24 protein-coding genes and 1 pseudogene are annotated in these 24,486 nt (G+C 68.4%); 13 read left to right on the top strand and 12 right to left on the bottom strand.

Annotated elements, in window-relative coordinates; genetic code table 11:
* Window positions 1-21: 21 nt before the first annotated feature.
* The 6 genes and pseudogenes from resB to EKD16_RS21590 all read right to left on the bottom strand — a co-directional run.
* The gene (gene resB, locus EKD16_RS21615) at window positions 22-1,584 is read right to left on the bottom strand and encodes a cytochrome c biogenesis protein ResB (protein WP_131100867.1); all 1,563 of its coding nucleotides are present in this window, start codon (window positions 1,582-1,584) and stop codon (window positions 22-24) included.
* A 3-nt stretch (window positions 1,585-1,587) separates the two neighbouring features.
* On the bottom strand, window positions 1,588-2,403 hold the full coding sequence (locus tag EKD16_RS21610; protein WP_131100865.1) for a cytochrome c biogenesis CcdA family protein: 816 nt from the start codon (window positions 2,401-2,403) through the stop codon (window positions 1,588-1,590).
* Window positions 2,400-3,026 carry a TlpA family protein disulfide reductase gene (locus tag EKD16_RS21605; RefSeq protein WP_131100863.1) on the bottom strand — a complete coding sequence of 209 codons (627 nt, stop codon included), beginning with the start codon at window positions 3,024-3,026 and terminating at the stop codon, window positions 2,400-2,402. The genes EKD16_RS21610 and EKD16_RS21605 overlap by 4 nt, the downstream gene beginning before the upstream one ends.
* A 217-nt stretch (window positions 3,027-3,243) precedes the next feature.
* Complete coding sequence (locus tag EKD16_RS21600) at window positions 3,244-3,663, bottom strand: hypothetical protein (RefSeq protein ID WP_131100861.1); 420 nt, start codon at window positions 3,661-3,663, stop codon at window positions 3,244-3,246.
* A 457-nt stretch (window positions 3,664-4,120) separates the two neighbouring features.
* Window positions 4,121-5,380, bottom strand: a complete 1,260-nt coding sequence (locus EKD16_RS21595; RefSeq protein ID WP_165498632.1) for a flavin monoamine oxidase family protein — start codon at window positions 5,378-5,380, stop codon at window positions 4,121-4,123.
* Window positions 5,381-5,872: 492 nt separating this feature from the next.
* A pseudogene (locus tag EKD16_RS21590) lies at window positions 5,873-6,460 on the bottom strand (SDR family NAD(P)-dependent oxidoreductase); the annotation flags it as partial.
* A 357-nt stretch (window positions 6,461-6,817) separates the two neighbouring features.
* Between EKD16_RS21590 and EKD16_RS21585 the strand changes: the two are divergent.
* From EKD16_RS21585 to EKD16_RS21570, 4 genes are all read left to right on the top strand, one after another.
* Window positions 6,818-7,576 (top strand): DUF2637 domain-containing protein, encoded by a 759-nt coding sequence (locus EKD16_RS21585; protein WP_131100856.1) that lies wholly within the window; start codon window positions 6,818-6,820, stop codon window positions 7,574-7,576.
* Between the two features lie 534 nt (window positions 7,577-8,110).
* A complete protein-coding gene (locus tag EKD16_RS21580; protein WP_131100854.1) occupies window positions 8,111-9,349 on the top strand; it encodes a hypothetical protein in 1,239 nt (412 codons plus the stop codon).
* A gap of 173 nt (window positions 9,350-9,522) precedes the next feature.
* A complete protein-coding gene (locus EKD16_RS21575) occupies window positions 9,523-10,080 on the top strand; it encodes a DUF2637 domain-containing protein (protein ID WP_341351899.1) in 558 nt (185 codons plus the stop codon).
* A gap of 135 nt (window positions 10,081-10,215) precedes the next feature.
* On the top strand, window positions 10,216-10,968 hold the full coding sequence (locus EKD16_RS21570) for a DUF5131 family protein (protein WP_131100852.1): 753 nt from the start codon (window positions 10,216-10,218) through the stop codon (window positions 10,966-10,968).
* On the opposite strand, the gene tcmP is transcribed toward EKD16_RS21570, so the two are convergent.
* From tcmP to EKD16_RS21555, 4 genes are all read right to left on the bottom strand, one after another.
* On the bottom strand, window positions 10,965-12,125 hold the full coding sequence (gene tcmP, locus EKD16_RS21565; RefSeq protein ID WP_131100850.1) for a three-Cys-motif partner protein TcmP: 1,161 nt from the start codon (window positions 12,123-12,125) through the stop codon (window positions 10,965-10,967). The genes EKD16_RS21570 and tcmP overlap by 4 nt on opposite strands.
* Window positions 12,126-12,339: 214 nt before the next feature.
* The gene (locus tag EKD16_RS25525) at window positions 12,340-12,492 is read right to left on the bottom strand and encodes a hypothetical protein (protein ID WP_165498631.1); all 153 of its coding nucleotides are present in this window, start codon (window positions 12,490-12,492) and stop codon (window positions 12,340-12,342) included.
* A gap of 22 nt (window positions 12,493-12,514) precedes the next feature.
* Complete coding sequence (locus EKD16_RS21560; protein WP_131100848.1) at window positions 12,515-13,147, bottom strand: nuclease-related domain-containing protein; 633 nt, start codon at window positions 13,145-13,147, stop codon at window positions 12,515-12,517.
* 143 nt (window positions 13,148-13,290) lie between these two features.
* The gene (locus tag EKD16_RS21555) at window positions 13,291-13,527 is read right to left on the bottom strand and encodes a TIGR02391 family protein (protein ID WP_341351855.1); all 237 of its coding nucleotides are present in this window, start codon (window positions 13,525-13,527) and stop codon (window positions 13,291-13,293) included.
* Window positions 13,528-13,669: 142 nt separating this feature from the next.
* Here EKD16_RS21555 and EKD16_RS21550 point away from each other — a divergent pair, with 142 nt between their 5' ends.
* Window positions 13,670-14,782 (top strand): ISAs1 family transposase, encoded by a 1,113-nt coding sequence (locus tag EKD16_RS21550; RefSeq protein WP_242677106.1) that lies wholly within the window; start codon window positions 13,670-13,672, stop codon window positions 14,780-14,782.
* A 209-nt stretch (window positions 14,783-14,991) separates the two neighbouring features.
* Here the strand turns inward: EKD16_RS21550 and EKD16_RS21545 are convergent, their stop codons facing one another.
* Complete coding sequence (locus EKD16_RS21545) at window positions 14,992-15,432, bottom strand: NUDIX domain-containing protein (protein ID WP_242677105.1); 441 nt, start codon at window positions 15,430-15,432, stop codon at window positions 14,992-14,994.
* Window positions 15,433-15,635: 203 nt separating this feature from the next.
* Between EKD16_RS21545 and EKD16_RS21540 the strand changes: the two genes are divergently transcribed.
* The 8 genes from EKD16_RS21540 to argS all read left to right on the top strand — a co-directional run bounded on the left by EKD16_RS21540 (window position 15,636) and on the right by argS (window position 23,829).
* A complete protein-coding gene (locus EKD16_RS21540; protein ID WP_131100846.1) occupies window positions 15,636-15,833 on the top strand; it encodes a hypothetical protein in 198 nt (65 codons plus the stop codon).
* Window positions 15,820-16,365: a DUF6879 family protein gene (locus EKD16_RS21535; protein WP_131100844.1), complete on the top strand. Its 546-nt coding sequence runs from the start codon at window positions 15,820-15,822 to the stop codon at window positions 16,363-16,365. Before EKD16_RS21540 ends, EKD16_RS21535 begins: the two co-directional genes overlap by 14 nt.
* The gene (locus tag EKD16_RS21530; protein ID WP_131100842.1) at window positions 16,365-17,204 is read left to right on the top strand and encodes a helix-turn-helix domain-containing protein; all 840 of its coding nucleotides are present in this window, start codon (window positions 16,365-16,367) and stop codon (window positions 17,202-17,204) included. Before EKD16_RS21535 ends, EKD16_RS21530 begins: the two co-directional genes overlap by 1 nt.
* Window positions 17,205-17,310: 106 nt before the next feature.
* Complete coding sequence (locus tag EKD16_RS25520; RefSeq protein WP_165498630.1) at window positions 17,311-19,167, top strand: hypothetical protein; 1,857 nt, start codon at window positions 17,311-17,313, stop codon at window positions 19,165-19,167.
* Window positions 19,164-19,808, top strand: coding sequence for an SDR family NAD(P)-dependent oxidoreductase (locus tag EKD16_RS25515; protein ID WP_165498629.1), 645 nt, complete (start codon window positions 19,164-19,166; stop codon window positions 19,806-19,808). Before EKD16_RS25520 ends, EKD16_RS25515 begins: the two co-directional genes overlap by 4 nt.
* Window positions 19,801-21,045: an AMP-binding protein gene (locus EKD16_RS21520; RefSeq protein ID WP_131100838.1), complete on the top strand. Its 1,245-nt coding sequence runs from the start codon at window positions 19,801-19,803 to the stop codon at window positions 21,043-21,045. Before EKD16_RS25515 ends, EKD16_RS21520 begins: the two co-directional genes overlap by 8 nt.
* Window positions 21,038-21,904, top strand: a complete 867-nt coding sequence (locus EKD16_RS21515; RefSeq protein WP_131100836.1) for a class I SAM-dependent methyltransferase — start codon at window positions 21,038-21,040, stop codon at window positions 21,902-21,904. Before EKD16_RS21520 ends, EKD16_RS21515 begins: the two co-directional genes overlap by 8 nt.
* A 146-nt stretch (window positions 21,905-22,050) precedes the next feature.
* Window positions 22,051-23,829, top strand: coding sequence for an arginine--tRNA ligase (argS, locus tag EKD16_RS21510; protein ID WP_131100834.1), 1,779 nt, complete (start codon window positions 22,051-22,053; stop codon window positions 23,827-23,829).
* A 163-nt stretch (window positions 23,830-23,992) separates the two neighbouring features.
* Here argS and EKD16_RS25510 read toward each other — a convergent pair whose 3' ends face one another.
* Window positions 23,993-24,130, bottom strand: a complete 138-nt coding sequence (locus EKD16_RS25510; RefSeq protein WP_165498628.1) for an NUDIX hydrolase — start codon at window positions 24,128-24,130, stop codon at window positions 23,993-23,995.
* Window positions 24,131-24,486: the final 356 nt, after the last annotated feature.

Raw genomic sequence — 24,486 nt, 5'->3', positions numbered from 1 at the left:
CGGAGCAGCGCCCGCGCCGGTTCACCGGGTGCGCACCCGGTCGCGCAGCCGGAGACTGAGCCGGTGGAACTCTGTGGTCGAGCCGACGTTGCCGGTTTTGTCCAGCCCGCCCACCTGGACCACGGTGCGCCCGTCCTCGCCGGTTCTGGCGCGGATCCAGAGGCGGCGCGGGCGCACGAAGAGTGTGGCCAGCAGTCCCAGCACGATGGTCGAGGCGGACAGGAGCACCGGAACGCGGGTCGGGTCGCTGTTGACCTGCATGGAGATGTAATCGCTGACGCCGGTGAAGGTGACCGTCGAGCCGCCGGGCAGTTCCCAGCTGTCGCCGGGGGACAGCCGGGGCGAATCGCCGATCTCCTTCATGTCCTCGGTGTCGAGCTGGTACACCGACTGCGAGGCGCCGCTGTTCAGGCCGAGGTCGCCCGTGAATCCGGTGAGCGTGACGACGGGCTTGCGCGGTTCGGGAAACTCCGAGACCAGCTCGCCCTGGGCGTTCTCGGTGGCTGAGGGCAGGAAGACGCCGGTGAAGCCCAGCTGCTCGGGGGCGGTGTCGGGGACCTTCACCACGCCGTCGGAGGTGAAGTTGCGCTCCTCGCGGGGGATGAAGGGCACCGGCTGGTCGAAGACGACGTCGCCGTCGGGGCCGGTGACCCGGAAGGTCGGCGCGTAGCCGTGGCCGAGCAGGTAGATCTGCGCACCACCGGCTGAGAGCGGGCGGTTGACCTCCAGGCGGTGGTCGCGCTCGGGGGACTCGGGGGAGGCCCGGTAGGTCAGCTCGGCCGCGAAGGACGCGGCCTGCCCCGTGAGGTTGCCGTCCTCGATGAAGTCGGCTTGGAACTCCTCCAAGGTGAAGGAGAACGGCTCCAGGTCGCCGGCGTCGACGGCGCTGCCCGGGTAGAAGGCGTCGTAGGAGGGCAGGGTGTTGGCGAAGCCGTCGCCCTCGACGACCAGCATGTTGCCCCGGTAGCCGACGAAGGAGCCCGCCGCAAGCGACACCAGCAGGGCGAGCAGCGCCAGGTGGAACACGACGTTTCCGCTCTCGCGCAGGTAGCCCTTCTCCGCGGCGACGGATTCGCCGTCGCCGTCGATCCGATAGCCGGTGAGCACCGTGCGCGCCTGGGCCAGCACCTGTTCCGGGGAGGCGCGGGTGGAGAACGTGGCGCTGTAGGGCATCCGGCCCAGGTTGCGCGGGGTGCGCGGCGGGCGCGCTCGCATGGCGCGGTAATGCGCCGCGGCCCTGGGCAGCACACATCCGGTCAGCGACACGAACAGCAGCAGATAGATCGCGGCGTACCAGGGCGAGGAGTAGACGTCGAAGAGGTAGAAGCGGTCCAGCCAGGGCGCGAGGTCGGGGTGGTCCCCGTAGTAGTTCTGGACCTGCTCGGTGCTGACGACGCGCTGGGGCAGCATCGACCCGGGGATCGCGCCCATGGCCAGCAGGAACAGCAGGATCAGCGCGGTGCGCATCGAGGTGAGGGTCCGCCAGGCCCAGCGGGCCCAGCCCAGCGGGGAGAGCCGGGCCGGGGCGGCCAGGTTTACGGCGGGCGCCAAGCGCGGCGTTGCGGAGGTGCGGGGAGGAGTCATCGCTTAGATCACCGTCGTGAAGGTGGCGGTCCAGCCCTGCAGGGCGGTCGTGATGTCGTTCCAGACACCGGTGACCAGGAGCAGGCCGACCAGGACGAGCATCGCGCCGCCGGTGGCCATGACGGCGCGGTTGTGGCGCCTGACCCAGGCGAAGGCGCCCAGGGCGCGCCGGTAGGCCAGCGCCGCGGCGACGAACGGCAGCCCCAGCCCCAGGCAGTAGAAGAGCGACAGCAGCGCGCCGCGGCCGGCGCTGCCCTCGGTGAAGGCCAGCGACTGCACGGCCGCCAGGGTGGGGCCGATGCACGGTGTCCAGCCGAGGCCGAAAAGCACGCCCAGGAGCGGGGCGCCGGCCAGCCCGGCCCGGGGGAGGCGGTGCAGCCGGACCTCCCGGTTGAGGCCGGGGATCGCGCCCATGAACGCCAACCCCAGCAGGACGGTGAGTACGCCCAGCACGCGGGTGATGGCATCGGCGTAGTCGAGGAGCAGGCCGCCGATGCCGCCGACGAACACGCCCACGGACACGAACACCGCGCTGAACCCGGCGATGAACAGCAGGCTGCCGGCGAGCATGGTCCAGCGCCGTCCCTCCAGCACCTCATCGATCGGAACGGTGGCGGTCTGGGCGGCGCCGCCGCTGGTGCCGGCGGCGTCCGCGCGGCGGCGGGCGGCGATCTCGGTTCCGCTCATCCCCGTGACGTAGGAGAGGTAGCCCGGTACCAGCGGCAGGACGCAGGGGGACAGGAATGACACCAGCCCGGCCGCCGCCGCGAGCGGGACGGCCAGGAGCAGGGAGCCTTCCACGACCGTTTCGGAGATCATGTGCCACCGTCCTCTCCGCCGCCTTCGCCCAGGACGGTTTCGACGAGTCCACTCAGCTGGTTGTAGTCGGTGGCGCCGATGACCCGGGCGGCGATGCGGCCCCGGCGGTCGATCACCAGCGTGGTCGGGATGGCCTGGGGCGGCACGGTGTCGCGGAAGGCCATAGCGATCCGGCCCGGCTGGTCGTGGATGCTGGGGTAGGACACGTCCTGCTTGCGTTCGAAGGCCTGGGCCGCGGTCTTGTCGTCCTTGATGTTGATGCCGAGGAATGCCACTCCGGCGTCGCGCCGCTCGCTGTAGACCTCTTCGAGGACCGGCATCTCCGCCCGGCAGGGCGGGCACCAGCTCGCCCAGAAGTTGAGGACGAGGACGTCTCCCTCGTAGTCGGTCAGGCGCGCTTGTTGGCCGTCGAGCGTCGTCCCGCCGACCTCGGGAGCGGCCTCGCGTTCTTCGGCCGCGAAGGCGGTGGCGGATCCGTCGCCTTCGACATAGCGGTCGTCGGAGTTCTTCGATTCGGTGGCGGTGGTTCCGGCACAGCCGGCGAGTGTTGCCAGAACGGCGAGGGCGGCGGCGCCGCGCAGAAGCGGCGAGCGGATACGGACGGTCGTCGAACTGTTGGTCATGGCGCTGATCCCGGAGGCAGAGGTCGAACGCTGCAGGGCGTCCGACGAGGAAAGTGCGGTCGGCACACTGCAGTTGCCACTGCGGCGCCTCGGGAGCCGAATCGGCCGTGGGAAGCCCGACACGCCGCAGCGTCACCGGCAAGGTGCTGCGGTGGGCACGGAGGGGCCGCGGCGCCGGCGCGGTCTCAGGCCCGGCGCGGCGCAGCCGCGGGAAGCATTAGACCCGCAGGATGCACAGCGACGCGAGTAGTCGCGTGCCGCTGAGCGCAGCCACAGGGGCGAAGAAGCAGGGCCGCCACGTGGCCGGAGGCGGGGGCGCGAGCCACAGCACGACGACGGTAGCCAAGCCGATGGCCAGCCACGCTGGGAACTGCGCCGCTCCGCTCCGCTGATCGACGCCGACGCCACCGGCCTCGTCGCACAAGGGGCCTTCGGCGTCGCGTGGCGCCGGTTCCAGGGCGGAAAGGGCCGCTTCGCCGCTCACTGTCTCGGCAGCAGGTGGCGCGGCGTCGGGTTGCGTGGTCGCAGCGGAGGCGGTGTGGAAGGACGCGCAGAACAGGTGGGCGAAGACCAGCAGTGCCAGCACCGCGATCCGCCTCGCGGACCGGTGCTGCGCTGCCGCTGTCGCCCCCACCACGCCACGAACCCTACACACGCCTGCAGAGCACTCCCCAAGGCCCCGGCCCTATCCTGCGACCACCCGGCCTGCCGCGGCCACGGCGGGCTCGCGTGTCAGCGGCGAGCCGCATCACAACGCGGGCGGGGGTGCGGCTCAGCGGTGGCCTGCGGCCCGCCCCGGGCCGGACGTGGACAGCCGTCCGTGCCCCGCTCCGGGAGCTGCAGCCGCTCCTGTCCAGGCGCACCGCTTCCTTTCCGAGGAAGAGCAGGAGCGCGGCCGGTGCCACAGGTGTCGCCGATCCTGTTGGCCCGGCACAGCGCTGGGGTGCGATCTGGGGATGGGTCTGCGGACGATGGCGGTAGGAAGGTGCCGATGGCGGGCTCGAAGCGATGGCTTCCAGGTGGGGCGTCCCCAGTGCATCGGGTGATCCAACGTCGCGGGTAACCGCTTCCCTCCCTGCTCTAGGGCAGGGCGTCTATGCGCCCAGGCGGGTGCGGATCTCGGCGGCGACGCGTTCGCCGTCGCGCACGGCGCCTTCCATGGTTCCCGGCCACGTGCTGCGGTCGGCACCGGCGAAGTGCACCCGGTCGTGGCCGGCGCGCAGGGCGGGGCCGTGCCGGGTGAGCTGGCCGGGGGCGAAGGCGGGGTAGCCGCCGCCGATGTGCGGTTCCTCGTGCCAGGCCAGGGCGATGGCCTCGGGTGCCAAAGCACCGCCGTCCAGGCCGAGCACGGCCATCAGGTGGTCGCGCAGGCGCGGGGTCGGCAGAGCCGTGTCGGTGCCGTAGGCGAAGCCCACGGCGTGGTGGGTATCGGCCATGGCCAGCGGCATGACCGCGTCTCCGGCCGCGAGCACGCCGCGGCGCGGCACGTCGGCCGACGCGGCGAGGAGTTTGGTGACGGCGGGGCTGTGCACCTGGTCGAGCAGGCGCTGGGCGGCCGGCAGCTGCGGGGTGAACGTGATGGAGCCGGTTGTGGCCAGTGGCGTGCACACGACCGCCCGCCGCGCCCGGCGCACCGCTCCGTCGGAGGTGTACACCGCCACTTCGGCGCCGTTCTGTTCCACCGCCTGGACCGGGGCGCCGCAGAGGACCCGGTCGCCGAGCCGGGCGGCCAGGCGCCGGGCCACCTGCTGCGCACCGCCGCGGATGCGCCAGGGGGTCTCGCGCCACAGCGCCGAGAGGCCGCCGGCCGGTTTCAACCACTGCAGGAACGCCAGCAGGGACAATCCGTGCGGCGGCGCGGTGGTGAAGGCCCAGGCCGCCGCGCCCAGCAGGCGCGCGGTGCGTTGGTCCACCGGTGCCCGCGCCAACCAGTCCTGCAGGGAGAGGGCGTCGAGGCGGTCGGCGAGCGGCGCCTGCCAGGGCGCTTGCGGGGGCAGCAGCGAGCACAGGTGGTGCAGCCGCGCGGCGGCGGCCATGAGGCCCGACGCCGCCGACGGCCGCAGCGGCGGCCGCGCCCGCCGGTCCAACCGCAGGTGCGGCATCGGTGGCGCGGCCGGTTCCAGACGCAGCCCGAGAGCGGCGACGAGTCCGCGCAGCCGGGTGTAGTCGCGGCCCACGAGTTCGCCGCCCACGTCGACCGTGCGGCCGGCCAGCGTGCGTGAGCGTGTGCGCCCGCCGACCTCGCTGTCCGCCTCCACGACCGCGACGTCGACTCCCGCCTGCCGTAGGCGGGTGGCGGCGACAAGGCCGCTCAATCCGGCACCCACCACTACGACGTCGTGTCGGTGCCTCACCTCCGCCATGTCAGCGGTCACCGCAGCATGCGCGACTGGACCCGCAGGCGTGCCGGTTCATGTCCGGGGCAGGACTGGCGAGGGCGAGGGTCAACAAGGGTCAACACGCTCCGACGGTACAGGAATCTGTGAATCTATAAAACGGTGAATCCACTGTGGAGTGTTGTTCGAGTGGGCGCGGTGCACTCGCGCGGGAAGTACGGGCGGTGCACAGCGGGGAGCGCTTCAGCTGCGCGCTTTCGCAGGCGGAAGACCGAAGCCCTTCCTGACCAGCCGTTCCAGGACCCATTGGGGCAGCAGCAGCCGCAGCGGCGGCAGCCACAGCGCCTCGCTGCCGGCCGCGTAGCGCGGCTTCGGCCTGCGGGCGGTGGCCGCCTTGACGACGACTCCGGCCGCCTTGCGGGGATTCCCGCCCTTGCGCAGCCCTCGTTCGAGGGTGTCGAAGGCGTTGGCGCGGACATCGTCGTAGTCGGCGATCTCCTCTGAGGAGCGGGTGGCGGCGTCGACCACGCCCGTGGTGAACGCGCCCGGCTCCACCAGGCTGACGTCGACGCCGAGATGGCGGACCTCGTGGCGCAGCGCCTCGGTGTAGCGGGCGAGGGCGGCCTTGGAGGCGGCGTAGTAGCCCTCGCCCGGCTCGCCGATCCAGGCGGCTAGGGATCCGACGTTGACGATGCGGCCCCGGCCGCGTTCGCGCATGTGCGGCAGGATGGTGTTGGCGACCCGCGCGGCGCCGAAGAGGTTGGTGTCGAAGACCGCGGCGGCCTCGGCGAGCGCGGTCTCCTCGGCGATCCCGCGGTGCAGCGTTCCGGCGTTGTTGACCAGCACGTCGATCGTTCCGACCTGGTCGAGGACCTTGTCCACGCACGCGGCGACGGAGTCATCGCTTGTCACGTCGAGCCGCAGCATCCGCACGCCGGCGAAGTCGGGGCGGTCGCTGCGGCTGGTGCCGAAGACGCAGAAATCCCGCTCGGCCAGGAGCCGGGCCGTCTCACGTCCGATACCCGAGGACGCGCCGGTGACCAGCGCCGTGCCCGGTCGGAAGGAGGGTGCGGATCCGTTGGTGTCGCGTGCAGCCATGGCCCCGAATGTAGGCCTTCAAGTCGGCTCGAAGGTCAAGGCCCACCGCGGCGATCGCTCCGCGAGACCGGGCGTCCGGTCAGGCCTTCGGCGCTCGTACGCCTCTGGCCTGCGGTATGGGTAAATCGAGAGTGTCCGAGGGGGAGTCAAACCCCTATGCCTATGACCTGCGAGTTCTTCTGAGTCGCGATTTCGGGCCCATAAGAAAACCCCTGCTCATCACAGGGGTTTCATGATCATCTTGTGTCCGAGGGGGGAGTCGAACCAAATTCCTATAGCCACTCGGCCCGCTCAGCTTTCTCGGCCGCTCGGGTCCGCCTGACCACCGAGCTGAATCTGGCGGGGCGGTGACCTGCTATGAATTCTACCCTCTGGTCCCGCTGGACAACCATCCTTGCCGTATTGATGTTGGCCGTGATCGCCGCGGTCGTCAGCTACAGCCACATGTACGAGCTGGCCCAGCGCCACGGCGAACCCGCTTGGCGCGCGGCCCTGTTTCCTCTCTCTGTCGACGGCATGATTGTGGCGTCGTCGATGGCTTTGCTGGCCGACGCCCGCCACGGCCGGCGCGGCGGCCTGCTTCCCTGGACGCTGCTCATCCTCGGGAGCGTCGCCAGCCTCGCGGCTAACATCGCGGTGGCCGATCCGACGCTGTGGTCGCGGGTGATCCACGCGTGGCCGAGCTTCGCTCTGATGGGTGCCTACGAGTTGCTCATGCGCGAGTTCCGCATCGACGCTCGCGGCGCACGCACGGCGCACGCACACGATGAGCAGACCGTGGACACAGCCGAGGCCGCCCGAGCCGATCCGGAGGTGCCCGCTCCGTCCGAGGGGGTGGATACGCCCGGGGCGACTGGGGACGGCCGTCCGAGGCTGCACGTGGTCGAGGCAACCAACGAGGCCGCATCAGCAGTCGCCACGGAAACGGCCGTCCCGTCGGAGTCGGTATCGCGGATTCAGATCGAGGCCTGGCACTGGGCCCTGGACAACCGTCGGGAAGACGGTTCCCTCCCCACCGGCCGTGAGATAGCCGCCCACTTCGACCACAAGGATCGCTGGGGCCGATTGATCAAGCAATGGGGCCAGCAAGGACGATTCGACCAGGCAGTGGTGTGAGGTCGTCCCGATGCTCTTTACCGTGTCAAGCTAGTTTAGCCGTCTCTGTGACCAGTCCCGTTCGGAGACGGGGCAGATCAGGTGGGTCTCTTGGGAGTCGTTCGCGGCTATTGAGAACGAGTGGGAGAGATTGCGATCTCCCAGTTGTCTCCCAGCGCGTGTCTCCCGGCGCGCAGCGATGTGCGGGGTAGCGCGTGCAGGAATGCCCGGCTACCCTGAAATGACCGATCCGGGTCGTCGGCTGCACCGACAACACCAGCGGCTCCTTTATCTTTCCTTCGTCCGGGGGTTCGGCCCGTACCGCGCCCACCAGCGGAGTCTGTACTGCTGGGCGCCCCAGCGCCCTCTCCTCACGCCCAGGGATCGGTTATGGCCGAACACAGCTCTTCTTCATGTTCCCCTCAAGACTTCCTCTGCGAGCATGCACGCTCCAAGCACCGCGTACTCGTTCGCTTGTCCCACGACGGAGGCCCGGACCAGCTCCAGGCGGTTCTCACCTGTGGAAACGCTCCGCTCGCGCAACGTATCGCGAGGGTGCTCACTACGATCGCCGCAGAGGGGCTGGGCCAATGGACAGCAGCACGAGCCACCGCGATCGCCGCCGAACTTCCCGACGCACCAGCAGCCTCGTTCCGGAAGGTCGTGGAGCACCTACAGGCAGGTGTATGGCCCACTCCGGAGACCACGGCCGTCTCCTGGAAAGAGGTTCTCGCGGCGAGCCCCTCAGAAGAAGAGGCGGGGAACGACGAGCACACCACGCCCGAGGATCGGCTCAGCGACCTGACCGCACCGGTGGTCCGCATCGTCCAGCTGCGCGAGTTCTACGTGCATGACAGGGAACAGCTTCTCCGAGCCGCTCATGCCCAGGGTTTCGAGCCGGCTCCGGAAACCGAACGATCCGACTACGACCAGGAGGATCTCGTCGGCGCAGTGATGCACCTGGCTGATCCCCTTGACTCTGTTCCTGGTGCCGGCACGATCGCCGAGCAGTCATCCGCCAAGTGGCTCCGGGTGGATGACGGGGACGAAGTCATCGACTGGTCGGCCCAGCCCATCAAGGAGTCCTTCCACAGCGGATTCCGGCTCCGTAGGGGGCCTGACCCTGTCCATACGAAGGAAGCCGTATGGGGCACCGTCCCCGACTTCGCGAAGCTCTTCCCCCTGACTGACTGCGACTGCGACAAAGAGGAGTGCCCCGACTGCGAGTCTTGGACGCTGACTCCGCGCACGGCCGACATTCTTCACTCCGCACTCAGCATGATGGCGGACGAAGCTTACGACGACATGGAGAACGGAGATCGGCCCGTCACCGGAATGGACGACGCGTGGATGTTCTTCGGCGCCCTTCCCCGATTCACGTGGAAGATGCCAGTCGGGTGGCGTCGCCTCATGGCCAGGACGTGCGATGACCTGGCCGGGGATCTGGAGGCGGGTCACCAGCCCCATCCGCGATGCCTCGCCGAGGAAGTCGTACTGATGCTCGCCTTGAAGAACGAGGCGCAGGCCCACTGGGAGATGGTCCAGGACCGGGATGACGAGGCCCACGAAGCGCTGCCGAAACACCGGGACGACTACGACTGGGATTTTTGCCTGGAGATTCTGTTTGAGGACCACGACGTGATGCTGCTGTTCGATCCCAGGTTCGATGGTGTTGAGGATCCCGACTCTGAGCTGAACCGTCTCCAGGCGATGGGGGACATGCGTCCGCAAGGCTGGTTCAACACTTTCGCTGGGAAGGACCAGCGCGACCCCGACCGCGGGTTTCGCTGCTGACCGGGAAAGGGCGCTGGATGTGATGTCCGGGCACGTCGGTAACAGCCGACACGCCCCGACGGCGGTTGACCACAAGGAGGACCTCCTGAGCCCGGTGTGAACGTGAAGTCTGCGCCGGTACTCAGGAGGTCCTCGTGTGGTGACATGGTACGGATTCTTCCCGCTGGACAACCATTCTCGCCGTGTTCATGCTGTCCGTGATCGCCGCGGTGATCAGCTACAGCCACATGTACGAGCTGGTCCAGCGCCACGGGAAACCCGCCTGGCGCGCGGCCCTATTCCCGCTATCCGTAGATGGCATGATCGTCGCGTCCTCGATGGCGCTGCTGGCCGATGCCCGGCAGGCCGTCGGTCTGCTGCCGTGGACGCTGCTGATCCTCGGGAGCGTCGCCAGGCTCGCGGCTAACATCGCGGTGGCCGACCCGACGCTGTGGTCGCGTGTGATCCACGCCTGGCCGAGCTTCGCCCTGAGGGGTGCCTACGAGCTGCTCATGCGCGAGTGGGTTCCGTTGAGAGATCCTCGCGGCGGTTGGGAGCTGTTGGGGGACGGCCGCTTCTCCCAACACCCACCCCGGCGGCTCAACTGCCGTGAAGGTCTTTCGATCACACGAGAGCAGGTCCTGTCCAGCGGCTTGATGAGTGGTTGGCGCTTCTCACCATCGCCGTCGGGGCCTGCTCTCCTCATGTCACCCTGCCTCGATGTCAACAACCTCCCACCCCGCGGCACCTAGAGTGTCGGTGCCAGCTGGCACGCTCATTACGACCGCCAGGGAGCACGATCACATGTGATCGATGGGACGGGGGCGGTTCGCTTCACGGCCTCGTCTGGTTGCCGATACGCTCACCGAGACGAGAGGAGTGACGTTGTGGCCACGAACAGCGGGATCGAATGGACCGAGGTAACGTGGAACCCCGTCACCGGATGTGACAGGGTCGCGGCTGGCTGCGACAATTGTTATGCGCTCGCACTCGCGAAGCGCCTTCAGGCTATGGGTGCGGAAAAGTACCAGAACGATGGTGACCCCCGTACGTCGGGGCCCGGATTCGGGGTTACGACGCATCCTCGCGCGCTCGATCAGCCGCTGCGGTGGCGTACGCCCAAGGTCGTGTTCGTGAACTCGATGAGCGATCTGTTCCACGCCAAGGTTCCGCTCGACTTCATCCGCGACATTTTCGACGTGATTCGCGAGACTCCGCAGCACACCTACCAAGTGCTGACGAAGCGGGCTCGTCGTATGGCGAGGCTCGCCGAAAAACTCGAGTGGCCCGAAAATCTTTGGATGGGTGTGTCGGTGGAGTCGTTCGATGTCGTGGACCGGGTCGACCGTCTTCGCGATGTCCCGGCCACAACGCGGTTCTTGTCGTGCGAGCCACTGATCACGGCCCTGCCTGTGTTGAATCTGGAGGGTATCGACTGGGTGATCGCGGGTGGCGAGTCGGGGCCACGGGCACGGGCCATGGATCCGGCCTGGGTGGAGGACATTCGTGATCAGTGCGTCGACGCCGACGTGGCGTTCTTCTTCAAGCAGTGGGGTGGTCGGACGCCGAAGGCGAATGGTCGGGAACTGGACGGACGTACCTGGGACGACATGCCGGAGCTTGTTGTCGCGTCGGCTTAGTCCGTGACTGTGACGTTGCGGATGACGCGCTGGTGGGGCTTGCTGCCTCGAGTCACATACTCGATCTCAGCTGGCTCTTTCGTTAGTGCGCGAAGAGCCGCTGTGAACGCGGTCTCTTTGGCCTCACCATAGAGATCGCCGTAGATCTCCTTAACGTGTCTGACGACCTCTCTTTGCTGCCCATCCGCCGTTAGGCAGCGTAGGTTGTCGGTGATGTGCGCGATCGCCTTAGTGTGCTCGCGCTCGACCTGCTCGGCCACAGTGTCCCAGAGCATGGTCGCTGCTTCGTCAGGATCCGGTCCGAGGAAACGGAGCCACTTCTCGCGCGCCTTGGCCGCGGCGTCGCCGAACATCCAGAATCCATGCGGGCTCTTGGTAAGGAAGATCAGGTAGTAGATCGGCTGGTGGTGGACCTGCCGTCGCACCGGCGCGACGACGAATCCGTACTCGGTGTCCGCCACCAGACGCCGCGCATACTCGAGCGCGACCGTCTCTGCGGCCGGCTCCCAGACTTGTCCGCCAGAGGTCTCATGGGCCCGCAGCGCCACATCGCGCCACCACTTGCCGCCGCACACGGCATCTGCTTTGTCGACACCGCCGAGGTTCAGTTGGCCCTTCTTCAGCTGTCCTCCGGCCCGGCGGATCAGGTCGGCGCTGAAGTTCAATAGCATCTCAGTCGCCGGCCACGTGCCACGCTTGCGGAGGACATGTTTGAGCGAGTCCATAGGGAGCACGGCTCCACAGGGATCGAGGAACATGAACAGGCTGGCCCCGGCAGCCAGCCGCAGCGCCTCGTCGAGGTGGCCCCCGCAGTCTCCGTGGTGACTGTCGATGTGGATGCCGCGGGCGCGATATTCGTCGGCAACCTTGTCGAGAGTCTCGTAGTCCCCTTGGGCTTGTTCCATCAGAAGGAGGTCGATTTGTGTTCTCGCCTTGGCCTTCTGCGCGGCGAGCATCATGTGCTCGGCCGACCCCGGTTCACCCGAGTCGAAGCGCCCTCGGCCAGCGAATCCATCAAAGAGAACCGATCGCTTCGGAGTCAGCCGGCTAGCCGTCATCGTTGCGAATCTTATGATGTACTGCTCGAGGAGTCCGTGCTTGTAGACCGACTGTGGTTTGGGGCTGTCGAGCAGCCCGGCGTCTGTTCCCCTAGACATCGGCCGCGTCCTCTAGACGTCCCACGTCTTGGGGTAGACGGCGGCACAGAACATGGCGCCTCACTGCGGCCGTCTCCGACCCCTTGCTCCACGGTGTCCTGTAGCAAGTGTTGGCGTTGCTCGATCCAGTTCTCACGCTCACTCCTGTTCACCAGGATCGCGCCGCCAGGAGGGGGCACGTCGTGCATTGCATCGTACCGAAAGGCGCAGATCTCTATCGGTAGACGAGGCGACTGGTTCGATCGAGCTCCTGCAGCGCGTCGCTGATCATTGCTTCGAGCGGGCAGTCCTGCTCGTGGTCGCCAGCCTGGCCACCGTGCTCCATGTTTTTTGCGTTCCGGGAATCCCAGATGATCGCGACATTCACCCAAGATCCGCTGGCATTTGGGTTATGACTGAGTGCTCAGGTGCTCCGTGAGCCAGGAGACGTGTTCGGCGTCGGCGCCTGCCTGCGGGGCAGGGAAGTGCTGATCGAAGAACCCGTCGGTCAGTGCGCGCATCGGCAGCACTACACCGCCCGTCTTAGTCAAGGTCGCCTTCTGGATGCTGGGATGCAGCATCGTTGCGTCCGGTACGATCCAGGTGGCCTGACCCTTGACCCCGTCAGTAAGACGGAAGAGGATGCCCGCGCTCGCGTAGGAGCGCCTGTGGTCGAGCCACTTCTGCGCGACAGTGGTGCCGCCCTCCGTGATCAGCACGCCCTTGCCGTGGTTGTCAAGTCCGAGGGTTCCCGCGCCGCACCCCTTGGAGTCCACGACTAGCCAGTTGTCGCCGGTCAGCACGACATGGTCGATGTTGGTGGTGCCCAGGTCGGGCGAGTTCGTGCCGATTCCGCCCGCCTTGTCGAACCCGGTTAGGTCATGGAATAGGTGGAAGTGGTCGGAGCGCCCACGCAGCCATTGCTCCAGGGCCTGGGCGACGCGTTTCTCGTGGAAGGCGCCCCGGCGCGCGTTAGGTCCGTAGCTCTGGCCTCCGGAGTGCTCCAGACTCCATCCAGGGGTCCCGTGTACGGTCACGCTCATCGGTATCGCCCCGCTCTGACTCCGCCTTCGGGTGTGCGCTCGACGCTACGCCGGGACACCGACGAACTTGCGGCCGCATCGGAGCCCGTACTCGCCAGGGCAGCGGTGACCTGCGAGGGCGCGGTCGGCAGGGTCAGGTCCGGTCAGGTCTTTTCTGGACCCTTGGACTGATCTGGAGCCTGAAACAAATCACATTCGTCTACCCACTGAGCCAGCAGGCTCAGCGCTGACAGCCGCTCCAGGGCGGCTTGCTCATCTAGGCCCTGAAGCTGATGAGTGGAGGAGTTACGGATCGTCATTTGCACGCCCGGGGCGAAGTTCCGCAGGCCGGAGTTCATGTTCTTCACGTGGTTATCGGTTGGATCTCCTGGCCAGCGCAAGCCAGGGGTGATTCAAAGTCGTCTGGTGAGAGCGATGAAGCAGGTCACGGCATCATGACGATCGCGGCGATCGGCCGACATACAACAACGGAGCTCCTGTAGAAGCGCGGGGACATCACTCTCCGGCTCCACCGGAACTCCGTTGCCCCACCAGTCTGCCACGCCCCAGCCCGCCATCGGCGACCTCGCCCAAAACCTCACCGCCGTGGACGACCCGCGCGACGAACGCGGCATCCGCCACGAAATCGGCACCGTTCTGGCCATCGCGCTGTGCGCGCTGCTGTGCGGATCCCGCTCGCTGCGCGCGATCGGCCAGTGGGCCGCCAACACGCCTCACCACACCCGCACCCGCCTGGGCTGCCGCATCACCGATCCTGAACTGGACGTGCGCACCGCGCCCAGCACCTCCACCATCCGCCGGGTCCTTCTGGCCTGCGCCCCCGCGAGCGTCGCCGCGCTGGCCCGCCCCGAGTCCACCACCGTCCTGGCCATCGACGGCAAGACACTGCGCGGATCGGCCACCGCCGGTCAGGCGGCCGCCCATGTCCTGGCGGCCCTGAATACCGGCGGCCGCATCGCCGCCCAGGTCCCCGTGGCGGACAAGACCAGCGAGATCGCCGCCGTCCAGGACCTGCTGGGCCCACTCGACATCGGCGGGGCCGTGGTCACCGCCGACGCGCTGCACACCCAGACCTCCACCGCCCGCTACCTCACCGAGCAGCGCGGGGCCGACTACATCCTCACGGTCAAGCGCAACCAGCCCTCGCTGTTCGAGCAGGTCACACGATTGCCGTGGGCACAGGCCCCCACGGGCGACACCGACCGGCACCGCGCACACGGCCGGGCCGAGACCCGCACCGTCAAGGCGCTGAGCATCGAGGGCCTCGGATTCCCCCACGCGGTTCAAGCGGTGCGCATCCGCCGCCACGTCACCGACCTGCGCACCGGAAAGGTGTCGTGGACCTGCGCCTATGCGGTCACCAGCCTTGAGGCCGAGCGGGCCGGGGCCGCCCGGCTGGGCACTCTGGTGCGCGGCCATTGGGCGATCGAGGCGCTGCACCATGTCCGCGACACCACCTTCGCCGAGGACGCCTGCAAGGTCCGCAGCGGCCACGGGCCGGCCAACCTCGCCGCGCTGCGCAGCCTGGCCGCGCTGCTGCTCTCCGCGCTGGCACGCCCGACCATCCCGGATGCGATCCGGTGGGTCTCCTACGCGTGCTTCACCCGCCCGCTCGATCTCATCGGAATCGCCTGACCAGCGAGAACTGAGGCGATCAACGACTTTGAATCACCCCTGGCGCTGACCCCGTCCTGCTTCGTTCGGCACTGGCATGTGGGTGGGCGAAGAGCGATGCGTTCCCGCGGTCTGGGCGGTAGATAGCGTGCGGTTTTGCAGCACCGTCGAGGTGACGGTCCCACAGGAGTAAACGCGCCCGTACAGCCGTCGTGCTCCTGGTCGCTGCGTTATAGGCCGATGGCCGATTTCGGCCCCATATAGGAGCCGGCACCGGGGAATCCGTCCTCAACCAGCTCTACGAAGCGCTCACTGAAGCCGAGCTGGCGCAGCTCTGCCGTCTTCACGAACTCGGCGCCGCGGATGGGGCGAGTGTCGATGCTCGCGGCGATGTCGCCGAGGGTGCCGCCCACCCGGTGTACCTCGAAGGTCATGTGCACGACGTGCACGCCCTTGTCCGGGACGATGTGGTCGCAGACATAGAGGAGGCGTTCGACCTCGACGTCGATGCCGGTCTCCTCCCGCATCTCGCGCATGAGGGCATCGTCCAGCGTTTCGCCTTCCTCGACCCGGCCGCCGGGCAGGCTCCACCTGCGGGGCCCGTCGGTGTCCTGGTCGAGCACCAGCACGCGCCCGTCGTGCACGAGGAGGCCCGTCACCCGTGTATCCATAGCGGCACCCTAGCGAGGCCAACGCCGGCAGGGACGCGGCCGCGGGCAACTGCCTGCGCGGGCCAGCCCTCGACGCGCCAGGAACCTGCCGCCGAGTGCATCGAGGACGCAGTGAGCGGGATCTGACTCCACGGCTATTCCCGAACCGTACTTACATGTAAGAATATTCGTGTTGAAGAGGTTGTCTCAGTCAGGAGGCGGACGTGGAGTTGCGCAGGATCGGTGGGACATGCGAGGACGACAACTGTCCGACGCTGTATGCGACGGACCGAGGGACGGTGGTCGTGCAGGGCTATGCCGTAAGCGATGCCCACGCCTTGGCCGAGCTGGGGCTGCCGGCCGGCGAGGCCGCCGTGGAGGTCCCCGCTGAGCTGCTGACGAGCTTCGATGCCGGTTCTTGAGTCCAGCGACTTCGGGACGCTGTTCCGCAACGCGACCTCCAGCGTGTTCCGCCTGGAGACGCTGCCGGTCTACAACCCCGTCTCCGAGGCCGACAAGCTGCGTGCCTACCTGGCGGGGGAGCCGTGTCCCAAAGACCGCGAACCGACGCCGTACATGAAGCGGGTGGCGGAGCAGACCAGCCGCGGCATCGACTATTCGCGGGTGCACGTCTTTACCGGCCCGCCCACCGACTACCTGCGCTATGAGATGGAGTGGGGCTATGCCTACAACTCCCGCTGCGGGGACCGGGTCTTCCTGCTGGACACCGCCGAGCGGCCGCGCCCGGAGGGGTTGATCGACGAGGACTTCTGGATCTTCGACGACACCGACGTCGTCCTCATGCACTACCGCGACGACGGCGAGTTCCTCCACCCGGAGTTGCTGAGTGCTCCCGACCTCGCCCACTACCGCGCCCAGCGTGATCTTGCTCTGGCCAACGCCGTAGGCTTCACCGAGTACTGGGAGGCGCACCCCGAATACCACCGGAGCTGATGTCGACACCGGAATCCTTCGAGCGTGAACGCGCGGAGCTGGCCGAGCAACTGCGCCGGCTCCGCGTGGCAGTCGGTATGTCGGGAACCGCTGTGGCCGAGCGCCTCGGCTGGAGCCAGTCGAAGGTCTCCAAGGTGGAGACCGGGCGCGTCACCGCCTCACGCGACGATGTCCGCCTGCTGCTGGATGTCTACCGCGCCCCCGAGCACAAGCGCCGGGAGCTGGAGGTGCGCGCGGAACAGCTCAACGACCGCTACCGCTCCCTGAGCATGCTCCGCAAACGCGGACTGCACCGGGTCCAGGAGGACATCCGGCGCAAGGAAACCGCCACCGCCATGGTGCGGACCTTCCAGCCCAGCATGGTGCCCGGCCTGCTGCAGACGGCCGAGTACGCCCGCGTGGTCTTCAGCCAGCCGCTGTCCAAAGCCGGTGTGGACGTGGGCGAAGCGGTCGCCGCGCGCCTGAGCCGCCAATCCAGCCTGTTCGACCCCGAGCGCGAATTCTCCTTCGTCGTCACCGAGGCGGCTCTGCGCTGGCGCATCGGGGACTCGGCGACGATGTCGGCCCAGATGGACCGCCTCGCCAACCTCTCCACGCTGGCCAACGTCTCCATCGGCGTGATCCCGTGGCGCACGCAGGTCCCCGAGGTCCCCAAGAGCGGGTTCACCGTCCGCGACGAGCGCGAGGTCTCGGTGGAGAGCTTCACCACCCACCGCATGCTCACCGACCCGCGCGATGTGGACTTCCACCTCACGCTCTTCGCGATGTTCGCCGACTGCGCGATCTACGACGATCACGCGCGCGACTTCCTCGCCGACCTCGCCCGCGAGCACGCCTGAGCCCCGCCGCTCCCGCCACGCCACGCACGAGTAAGCGAACTATTCCTTTTCCTTGCTAGTTTACGGGACTAGTCTGCTCCTGCATCGAGTTAGACGAGGGGCGAGGATGATCAAGAGTTCTACGTATCGGGCGGGGAGCGGGCTCCAGCGGGAACTGCTGGCGGCCTACTCCGCCCTGGAACACCGCACGACCCGCGAGCTGCCGGACGCCGAGGTCGATGCCGCCTTCCGGCGGCTCCTGGCCCGGGTGTCGGCTCTGCTGTTCCTGCATGGCGACGCGGTGCCCCGCGACTGCTGGCAAACCCTGCGGGCACCGTCGACCGGTACCGACGACGCGGTCGATGTGCTGGCCGCGTTCCTGGAGACGGGGCGGGCACCGCTGCTGGAGGTCGCTGCGGCCAGCGAGCTGCAGCAGGAACTCGTGCACTTCTCCCGGATCGTGGACATCGGCTCGCTCGGCCTGGACGATACCGACGCCGATCAGGCGGTCCGTCGCCTGCGCAACTCCGACCGCATGCCCGAGGACCTCAAGGTCCTGTCTGAACTGCTCATCGTGGTGCGTTCACGGCTGAGTCAGCGGGGCGCTCGCCGTCCCGCACCGCAGCTTCGCGAACCGCGCATGGCCGAGCACGAACTCACCGCGCACACGTCGGTGTGGCTGCCGGCCCAGCGCGACTTCCTGCTCTGCGTGTCCTCACCGCGACGCAGGACGAGGAAAGAAGTCGCCTACCTCTGCAGCGCACTGCTGCAGTATCTGACCCCGGCCGAGGCGGCGCTGGCCGTGTGGGCCTATGCCGTCGCCACTCCGGTGCGCGCCTGGATCGACGTGGCCCTGGTCGAGACCACGTCTGACACCCGAACGAGCAGCCTCGCGTGGTCGCACCCCGGTGGGCACCTCATCCACACCGACCAGCCGCCCCTCGACTGGTGCCTCCAGCATCTGCCGAGGGTCCACACCGACGCCGCCAGCACGGAACACGTCACTGCCCACGGCGTAAAGGTGCGGCTCCACCCGGACCGGCGGCTGACCGTCACCGAAGCGACCCAGCCAGAATGGGTCGCTCCGCCCTTGGTCCCGCCGGCCAGGACCGCAGTCTCGGCGACGCACATGCGCGAGCAGGCGCAGCGCCTGTTCGCAGCCTGGAGCGGCTCGCAGATCGCGAGCATGGAATGCGGCCACGTCCACCTCGACCGCGATCTCGACATCGACCAGGAGCTCGGCGCCCAACTCGGCGCGGCCGCAGTGGAAGCCCTGAACCGGAACCGTCTGCCCGCGCCGACACTCACCCCGATGGTCGACGACGACCACGTGCTGGTGAAGCTGCGCCCCGCCGACTACCGCACCTTCCTGCAGCGCCACTTCCCTGAGGCCGCCATGCACCTCATCGCCGAGTCGAGCCCCATCGTCCGCAGCATCGCCTGCGGCCTCTGGCAACGTCTGCACACCCTCGGGCTCGCCGAACGCTGCCGACGACGCGGCGACAACATGTTCCTGACCCTGGACAACGGCAACCACTGCGAGCTGTTCGAGGACGTGCCGGGCGAAAACGCCACCGGGTGCGTCTTCTTCGAAACGGCGCTGCTGGTCTACCGGAGTGCTCCCGCCCGGTTCGACACCTACTTCCGCGAGCGCTTCGACCTCGCCGACGGCGTCCACGAACACGCCTGCCGGATCCTCGACGCCGCCGGCGACCACGACGAGAAGATCGGCCGGCTCGAGCGCTTCTACATGCTGTTCACCGACGTCACCGCGCCGGAAGCGCCGGATCCCGGCGTGTGCCGACTCGTCGAATCCGTCCTCGACGCCGGAACCCTCACGCATCTGAACGTCTTGGAAGACTATTACGAGGTCCAACAAGGCAAGGTCAGAGCCGTCATCGACCTGCTGGACCTGCCGATACGGCTTCTCACCCTGCACTTCAACGCCCACAGCGGCCGCCTGGTGCTGGAGGGGGAACAGTGACGGCACTCCTCGTCTCCGGCGCCAGCGGAACGCTGGGCCAAATACTGCTGGCGCACCTGGAACCCGCGTTCCCCCGCATCATCGCCGTGTCGCGCAGCCGCCCCGCGGGGCTGCGCCCCTCCGACACCTTCATCAGTGCCGACCTGTCCACCCACGGCGGAATAGCCGATGCCTGCAGCGCCGTCTCCACGCCGATCACCGGCGTCGTGCTCGCCACCGGCATCGACAGTCGACGCAGCCTCACCGACCTGGCCGACAGCGACTTCGACACCTGCATGCGGACCAACTGCCTGTCGCAGCTGCGCCTGCTGGCGGCAGCCGCGACCCACCGAGCCGCGGCGTCTCCTCTCCCGGTCGCCGTCATCTCCAGCGACGTCGTCGGAGGCAGCACCACGGCCACACTCGTCTACGCAGCCAGCAAAGCGGCCCTGGAAGACGGCGCACGCCACGCGGTGGCCGACGACGAGGCCATGCCCCTGCTGCTGATGCGCCTGCCCGATATCGGAGTCCCCATGGGCACCCCACGAGACACACCCCGACCCGAACCCGCGCCCGCGGCACGCGACGCGGCCGAGTGCGCCACCGCATTCCTCACCACGCCCCCTCCGACCCCGGCTGTGCGGATGTGGCACCATGCATGACTTCGCGATCTCCACCGGCGACACCCCCACCACATCCGCCCGCGGCCTCGGGCGGCGCCTGACGGGCTCGACCCTGCCGACGACCCCGCAACACCGGCCGATCGCCCTTTCCGGCACCGACCAACGGGCGCTGGCCTGCGCTACAGCATGGGCACTGGCCCAAGGCCAACCGATCATCCTCCAACCCGCCGGCGTCGGCCGCAGAACGCCACCGGCATCGGCGCTGTCGGCCGCACCGACCACGATCGGCGCCCCTGCAGGCGAGACCGACTGGCGGGTCGCCCTCTACAGCTCCGGCAGCACGGGAAGCGAACGCGCCTACGCCTTCACGGCCCACCACCTCGACCAACTCGCCACCTGGTACGCCGACGTCTACACCGCCACCGAAGCGAGCGTCATCGTCACCCACCTGCCCATCGCCTACAACTTCGCCTTCATCGCCGGGCTGTGCCTGGCCGCCAACCTCGGCGCTCGCCTGCACCTGGCCGCCTCACCGCAGGCGGCCTTCGCCGACGCCGACCGCCTGGCCTCCGAGCACGACCGCTGCATCATCTTGGGCAACCCCGTACTGCTGGCCGCCCCGCCCCACCGGCGACTCGCCGAGAACGTCCTCATCGACTCCGGCGGCGCCCCGCTCTCCACAGCCACGATCCGCCACTATCGCGAACACATCGCCGACGTGCGCGAAGGCTACGGACTCACCGAGACCGGAAGCCTCACCCACTTCGACCGCGAAGCCCACGAACGATCACTGGGCACCGTCGGCACCGCCATGCCCCACGTCGAGACCAGCATCGCCGAACGCGACGGCCACCCCCGCATCGCGCTGCACACCCCGGTCGTCGGCATCCCCCTCGCCGGCTCCACGCCTCCGCCCCACCCAGGAGGCCTCGTCACCTCCGACATCGGCCGCATCGACGCTTCCGGCCGGCTGCGCCTGCTCGGCCGCGCCGACGACCACCCGATCAACGGGGCCTGGCCCCGCGACGTCCTCGACCACATCGGGCCTCTCCTGGGCACCCGAAGCGCCTACATCCACCACCCGACCCCCGGGCACGTGCGCATCCGTCTGCACGGCCGCACCGACCCCGCACGTATCGCCGCCCTGCGCACGCGGGCGGCCGACCGCCTCGACCTGCCACCCCGATCCATAACCGTGCAGAGCACCGGCCGTCTCCTGCACTCCCACAAGATCCCGCGCCCCACACCCGCCACGGAGGACGTCAGCCATGGCTGAGGCCATCTACCAACAGCACGGTCTCTACGACCTCCTCCTGCCGGTCTACGAATTCGGCGGGCACACCGACGACGAACTCCTCGCCGCGGAACTGGCCGCCCTGCCTCGCCCACGGCCCCGAAGAGCCCTGGAGATCGGCTGCGGCACGGGACGCATGACCCCGACCATCACCGCACACGCCGACGAGGTGACCTGCCTGGACAGCAACCCGGCCATGCTGGACAGCACACGCGCACGGCACCCGAACGTTCATGCCGTCCACGCCGACGCCCGATCGTTCGTCACCGCGGCCCGCGCTCAGCGACCACGGCCCACCTTCGACCTCATCGCCGCCTGCTGGTGCCTGAACTATCCGCTGCTGGCGTGCTTGGAGACCAACACCGGCACCGAGATCACGCCCAAACCCCTCCAGCAGGGGACCCAAGACGCCACGGCGTTCCTGACCGCCCTCACGGACCTACTCACGCCCTCCGGCCAGCTCCTCGTGCTCTTCTTCGACCCCGCCTCCGACGAACAACGCTTCGTGACCCGACTGTGGGAGACCATCGCGCCCTTCCCCGGAACAGGCCGGGACTTCACCCTGCGCCTGCTGCTCGACCACCTCGCCCAGACCCCGGGGACCGTGACCACCACCCACCACCGCGGGCATATGCGGGCCCCGGATCCGGGTCACGCCCACCAATGGTTCATGCAGGGACACTTCAAAGGGTTTCCCGCCCTCACCGCCGCCGTCGACATCCACCGCGCCGTGACCGCGTTCCTCACCGGCTACCAGCACGACGACGGCACCGTCGCCGTCCCGGCCGGAATGCACACCATCCGATTCACACGCCACCCGCTGCCCGCCGGCGGCGGGTAATCACGGCGCCCAGGCCAGCCCACTGGCCGCCGCACCCGGGCGAGCTGCGCGAAGCCACATCCGGCGGCAGCGGCGTCGCTACACTGGCACCGGCTCAGCGAGCCCCCGTCATCCCGAACCGACCTTCGTATAGAAACGGCCCCTTCATGGCCACAGTCCTCTCCGTCGCAGACGAGCTGCACCACCGCCTCCAGCAGGCGATCGCCGCCGCCCTCCCCGAGGCCGGCGACATCGACCCGCAACTGCGACGAAGCGACCGGGCCGACTTCCAGGCCAACGGCCTCCTGGGGCTCGCCAAGAAACTGGGCCACAACCCGCGCGCCCTCGCCGAACAGGTCCTCACCCGTCTCGACTACGGCCCCACCATCGCCGCAGCCGAAGTCTCCGGCCCCGGCTTCATCAACATCACCCTCAGCGACGCCGCGATCGGCCAACGCACAACCGAACGCGCCCACGACCCGCAACTGGGCGTCGCGCCGCTGGAGGATGCCGGCACGACCGTCATCGACTACTCCCAGCCCAACATCGCCAAAGAGATGCACGTGGGGCACCTGCGCTCCACCATCATCGGCGACGCGGTCGTGCGCATCCTCCAGGCCGGCGGAGAGACGGTGGTTCGCCACAACCACATCGGCGACTGGGGCACCCAATTCGGGATGCTGATCCAGGACCTGCGCGAACGCCCCGAACAACTCGACGCGGCCACCGACGACGCCGACGCGGCCACCGACGACGCCGACGCGGCCAACGCCTCCATGTCGCGGCTCAACCGGCTCTACCGCGATGCCCGCGCCCGCTTCGACACCGACCCCGATTTCGCCGACCGCGCCCGCCACCGCGTCGTCGAGCTCCAAGCCGGCGACGCCGAGACCGTGGAAGCCTGGCACCGTATCGTCGCCGAGTCCAAGGTCTACTTCGAAGCCGTCTACGAACGCCTCGACGTGCTGCTCACAGACGAGGACACCGTCGGCGAGTCCTTCTACAACCCCTACCTCGCCGAGGTCAGCGAGGAGCTGGAGCGCACCGGCGTGGCGGTGCGCTCCGACGGGGCACTGTGCGTCTTCTTCGACGACATCACCGGCCCGGACGGCCAACTCACCCCGCTGATCGTGCAGAAGAAGGACGGCGGCTACGGCTATGCCGCCACCGATCTGGCCGCCATCCGCTACCGGACCAAAGACCTCGGCGCCCACCAACTGCTCTACGTCGTCGACGCCCGCCAAGCCCTGCACTTCCAGATGGTCTTCGAGACCGCCCGCCGAGCCGGGTGGCTGGCCGAGCCCGTCTCCGCGCGGCACTTGGCATTCGGAACGGTCCTGGGCCCCGACGGCCGCCCCTTCAAAACACGCTCGGGCGAAACCGTGCGCCTCATGGAGCTGCTACAGGAAGCCGTCGACCGCGCCCGAACGGTCGTGACCGAGAAGAACCCCCACATGCCGCAGGACGAACTCGAAGAACGCGCCCGCCAGGTCGGCATCGGAGCCGTCAAATACGCCGACCTGTCGACCTCGCGCACACGCGACTACATCTTCGACGTCGACCGCATGGTCTCGCTCAACGGCAACACCGGCGTCTACCTCCAATACGCCTACGCACGGATCCGCTCGATCCTGCGCAAAGCCGACCAAAGCCCGCAGGCCGGCCCCGACCTGCCGTTGGAGGCGGCCGAACGCGATCTCGGCCTGCTCCTCGACGAGTTCGGGGCCGCACTGCGGGACGTCGTCGCCACCTACGAGCCGCACCGCCTGTGCTCCTACCTCTTCGCCCTGGCGTCGGCCTTCACCACCTTCTACGAGCAGTGCCCGGTCCTCAAAGCACCCAGCGCCGAGATCATCGGCAACCGACTCATGCTCTGCGAACTCACCGGCCAGACCCTGCGCACCGGGATGAACCTGCTCGGCATCGCCACCCCCGAGCGGCTCTAGGGAAGCCCCGCTGGTCACCACCCGTGGACGGAGAAGGGCTCGCCGACTTGTGTGAGGCGGATGATGTCAGCGGTGTAGGGGATCGTGGCGGGGGCGGCGAGTCGGGCTCGACCCAGCGCAGGCCCGCGCACCGGTCGGGTTCATTGTTGGCCGGCTCGCCCGCCTACTGGCGTGCGGTGAAGAGGAACCCGATGCGGGTCTCGCCTTGAGCGTTTCGGTGGTGGGCGACGTGGCCGTACTCCAGATCGCTCGGCTCGACGTCCACGCCCACCTCTTCGGCGACCTCGCGCAAGGTGGCCACCAGGGACACCCAGTTGTCCGTCGACGCCCTCGATGTTGGCCCGCTACATCATCAGCACGTGGTCCGAAACCGGGACGTGAAGCAGCAGCACAACGGATCGGTTCGGGGCGAATGCCGTTAGCGCCGATCATCACATGCCTCCGGCGTTCAAGACGGCGATTGGCTGGAACAGGCCGCGACTCCAGACGGCTTGCGCCGCTGCTGCGCGCCGAACAGACGTCCGGTGGCATGGACTGTGGCCTTCAGCCGTGCAACGTCCTCATTCAGCCCGATGGCAACCGACGGGCCACGTTGGCATGGCAGCCCGGTCTCCGCCGGGGCGTGCACAGCGCCCTCATATCCCGTCCTCCACATAG

It is taken from the genome of Streptomonospora litoralis (assembly GCF_004323735.1).
Classification (GTDB): Bacteria; Actinomycetota; Actinomycetes; order Streptosporangiales; family Streptosporangiaceae; genus Streptomonospora; species Streptomonospora litoralis.
The sequence above is the reverse complement of the archived record's forward strand: the minus strand, read 5'-3'. Positions and strand labels throughout refer to the sequence as shown.

What these genes read in the sequence shown, in the direction of transcription:
- EKD16_RS21535 (WP_131100844.1), top strand. Translation starts at nt 15,820, where the DNA reads ATGCCGGTTCTTGAGTCCAGCGACTTCGGGACGCTGTTCCGCAACGCG.
- EKD16_RS21515 (WP_131100836.1), top strand. Translation starts at nt 21,038, where the DNA reads ATGGCTGAGGCCATCTACCAACAGCACGGTCTCTACGACCTCCTCCTG.
- EKD16_RS21530 (WP_131100842.1), top strand. Translation starts at nt 16,365, where the DNA reads ATGTCGACACCGGAATCCTTCGAGCGTGAACGCGCGGAGCTGGCCGAG.
- resB (WP_131100867.1), bottom strand. Translation starts at nt 1,584, where the DNA reads ATGACTCCTCCCCGCACCTCCGCAACGCCGCGCTTGGCGCCCGCCGTA.
- EKD16_RS21545 (WP_242677105.1), bottom strand. Translation starts at nt 15,432, where the DNA reads ATGGATACACGGGTGACGGGCCTCCTCGTGCACGACGGGCGCGTGCTG.
- EKD16_RS21560 (WP_131100848.1), bottom strand. Translation starts at nt 13,147, where the DNA reads ATGAGCGTGACCGTACACGGGACCCCTGGATGGAGTCTGGAGCACTCC.
- tcmP (WP_131100850.1), bottom strand. Translation starts at nt 12,125, where the DNA reads ATGTCTAGGGGAACAGACGCCGGGCTGCTCGACAGCCCCAAACCACAG.
- EKD16_RS21520 (WP_131100838.1), top strand. Translation starts at nt 19,801, where the DNA reads ATGCATGACTTCGCGATCTCCACCGGCGACACCCCCACCACATCCGCC.
- EKD16_RS21605 (WP_131100863.1), bottom strand. Translation starts at nt 3,026, where the DNA reads ATGACCAACAGTTCGACGACCGTCCGTATCCGCTCGCCGCTTCTGCGC.
- EKD16_RS25520 (WP_165498630.1), top strand. Translation starts at nt 17,311, where the DNA reads ATGATCAAGAGTTCTACGTATCGGGCGGGGAGCGGGCTCCAGCGGGAA.
- EKD16_RS21585 (WP_131100856.1), top strand. Translation starts at nt 6,818, where the DNA reads ATGAATTCTACCCTCTGGTCCCGCTGGACAACCATCCTTGCCGTATTG.
- EKD16_RS21610 (WP_131100865.1), bottom strand. Translation starts at nt 2,403, where the DNA reads ATGATCTCCGAAACGGTCGTGGAAGGCTCCCTGCTCCTGGCCGTCCCG.
- argS (WP_131100834.1), top strand. Translation starts at nt 22,051, where the DNA reads ATGGCCACAGTCCTCTCCGTCGCAGACGAGCTGCACCACCGCCTCCAG.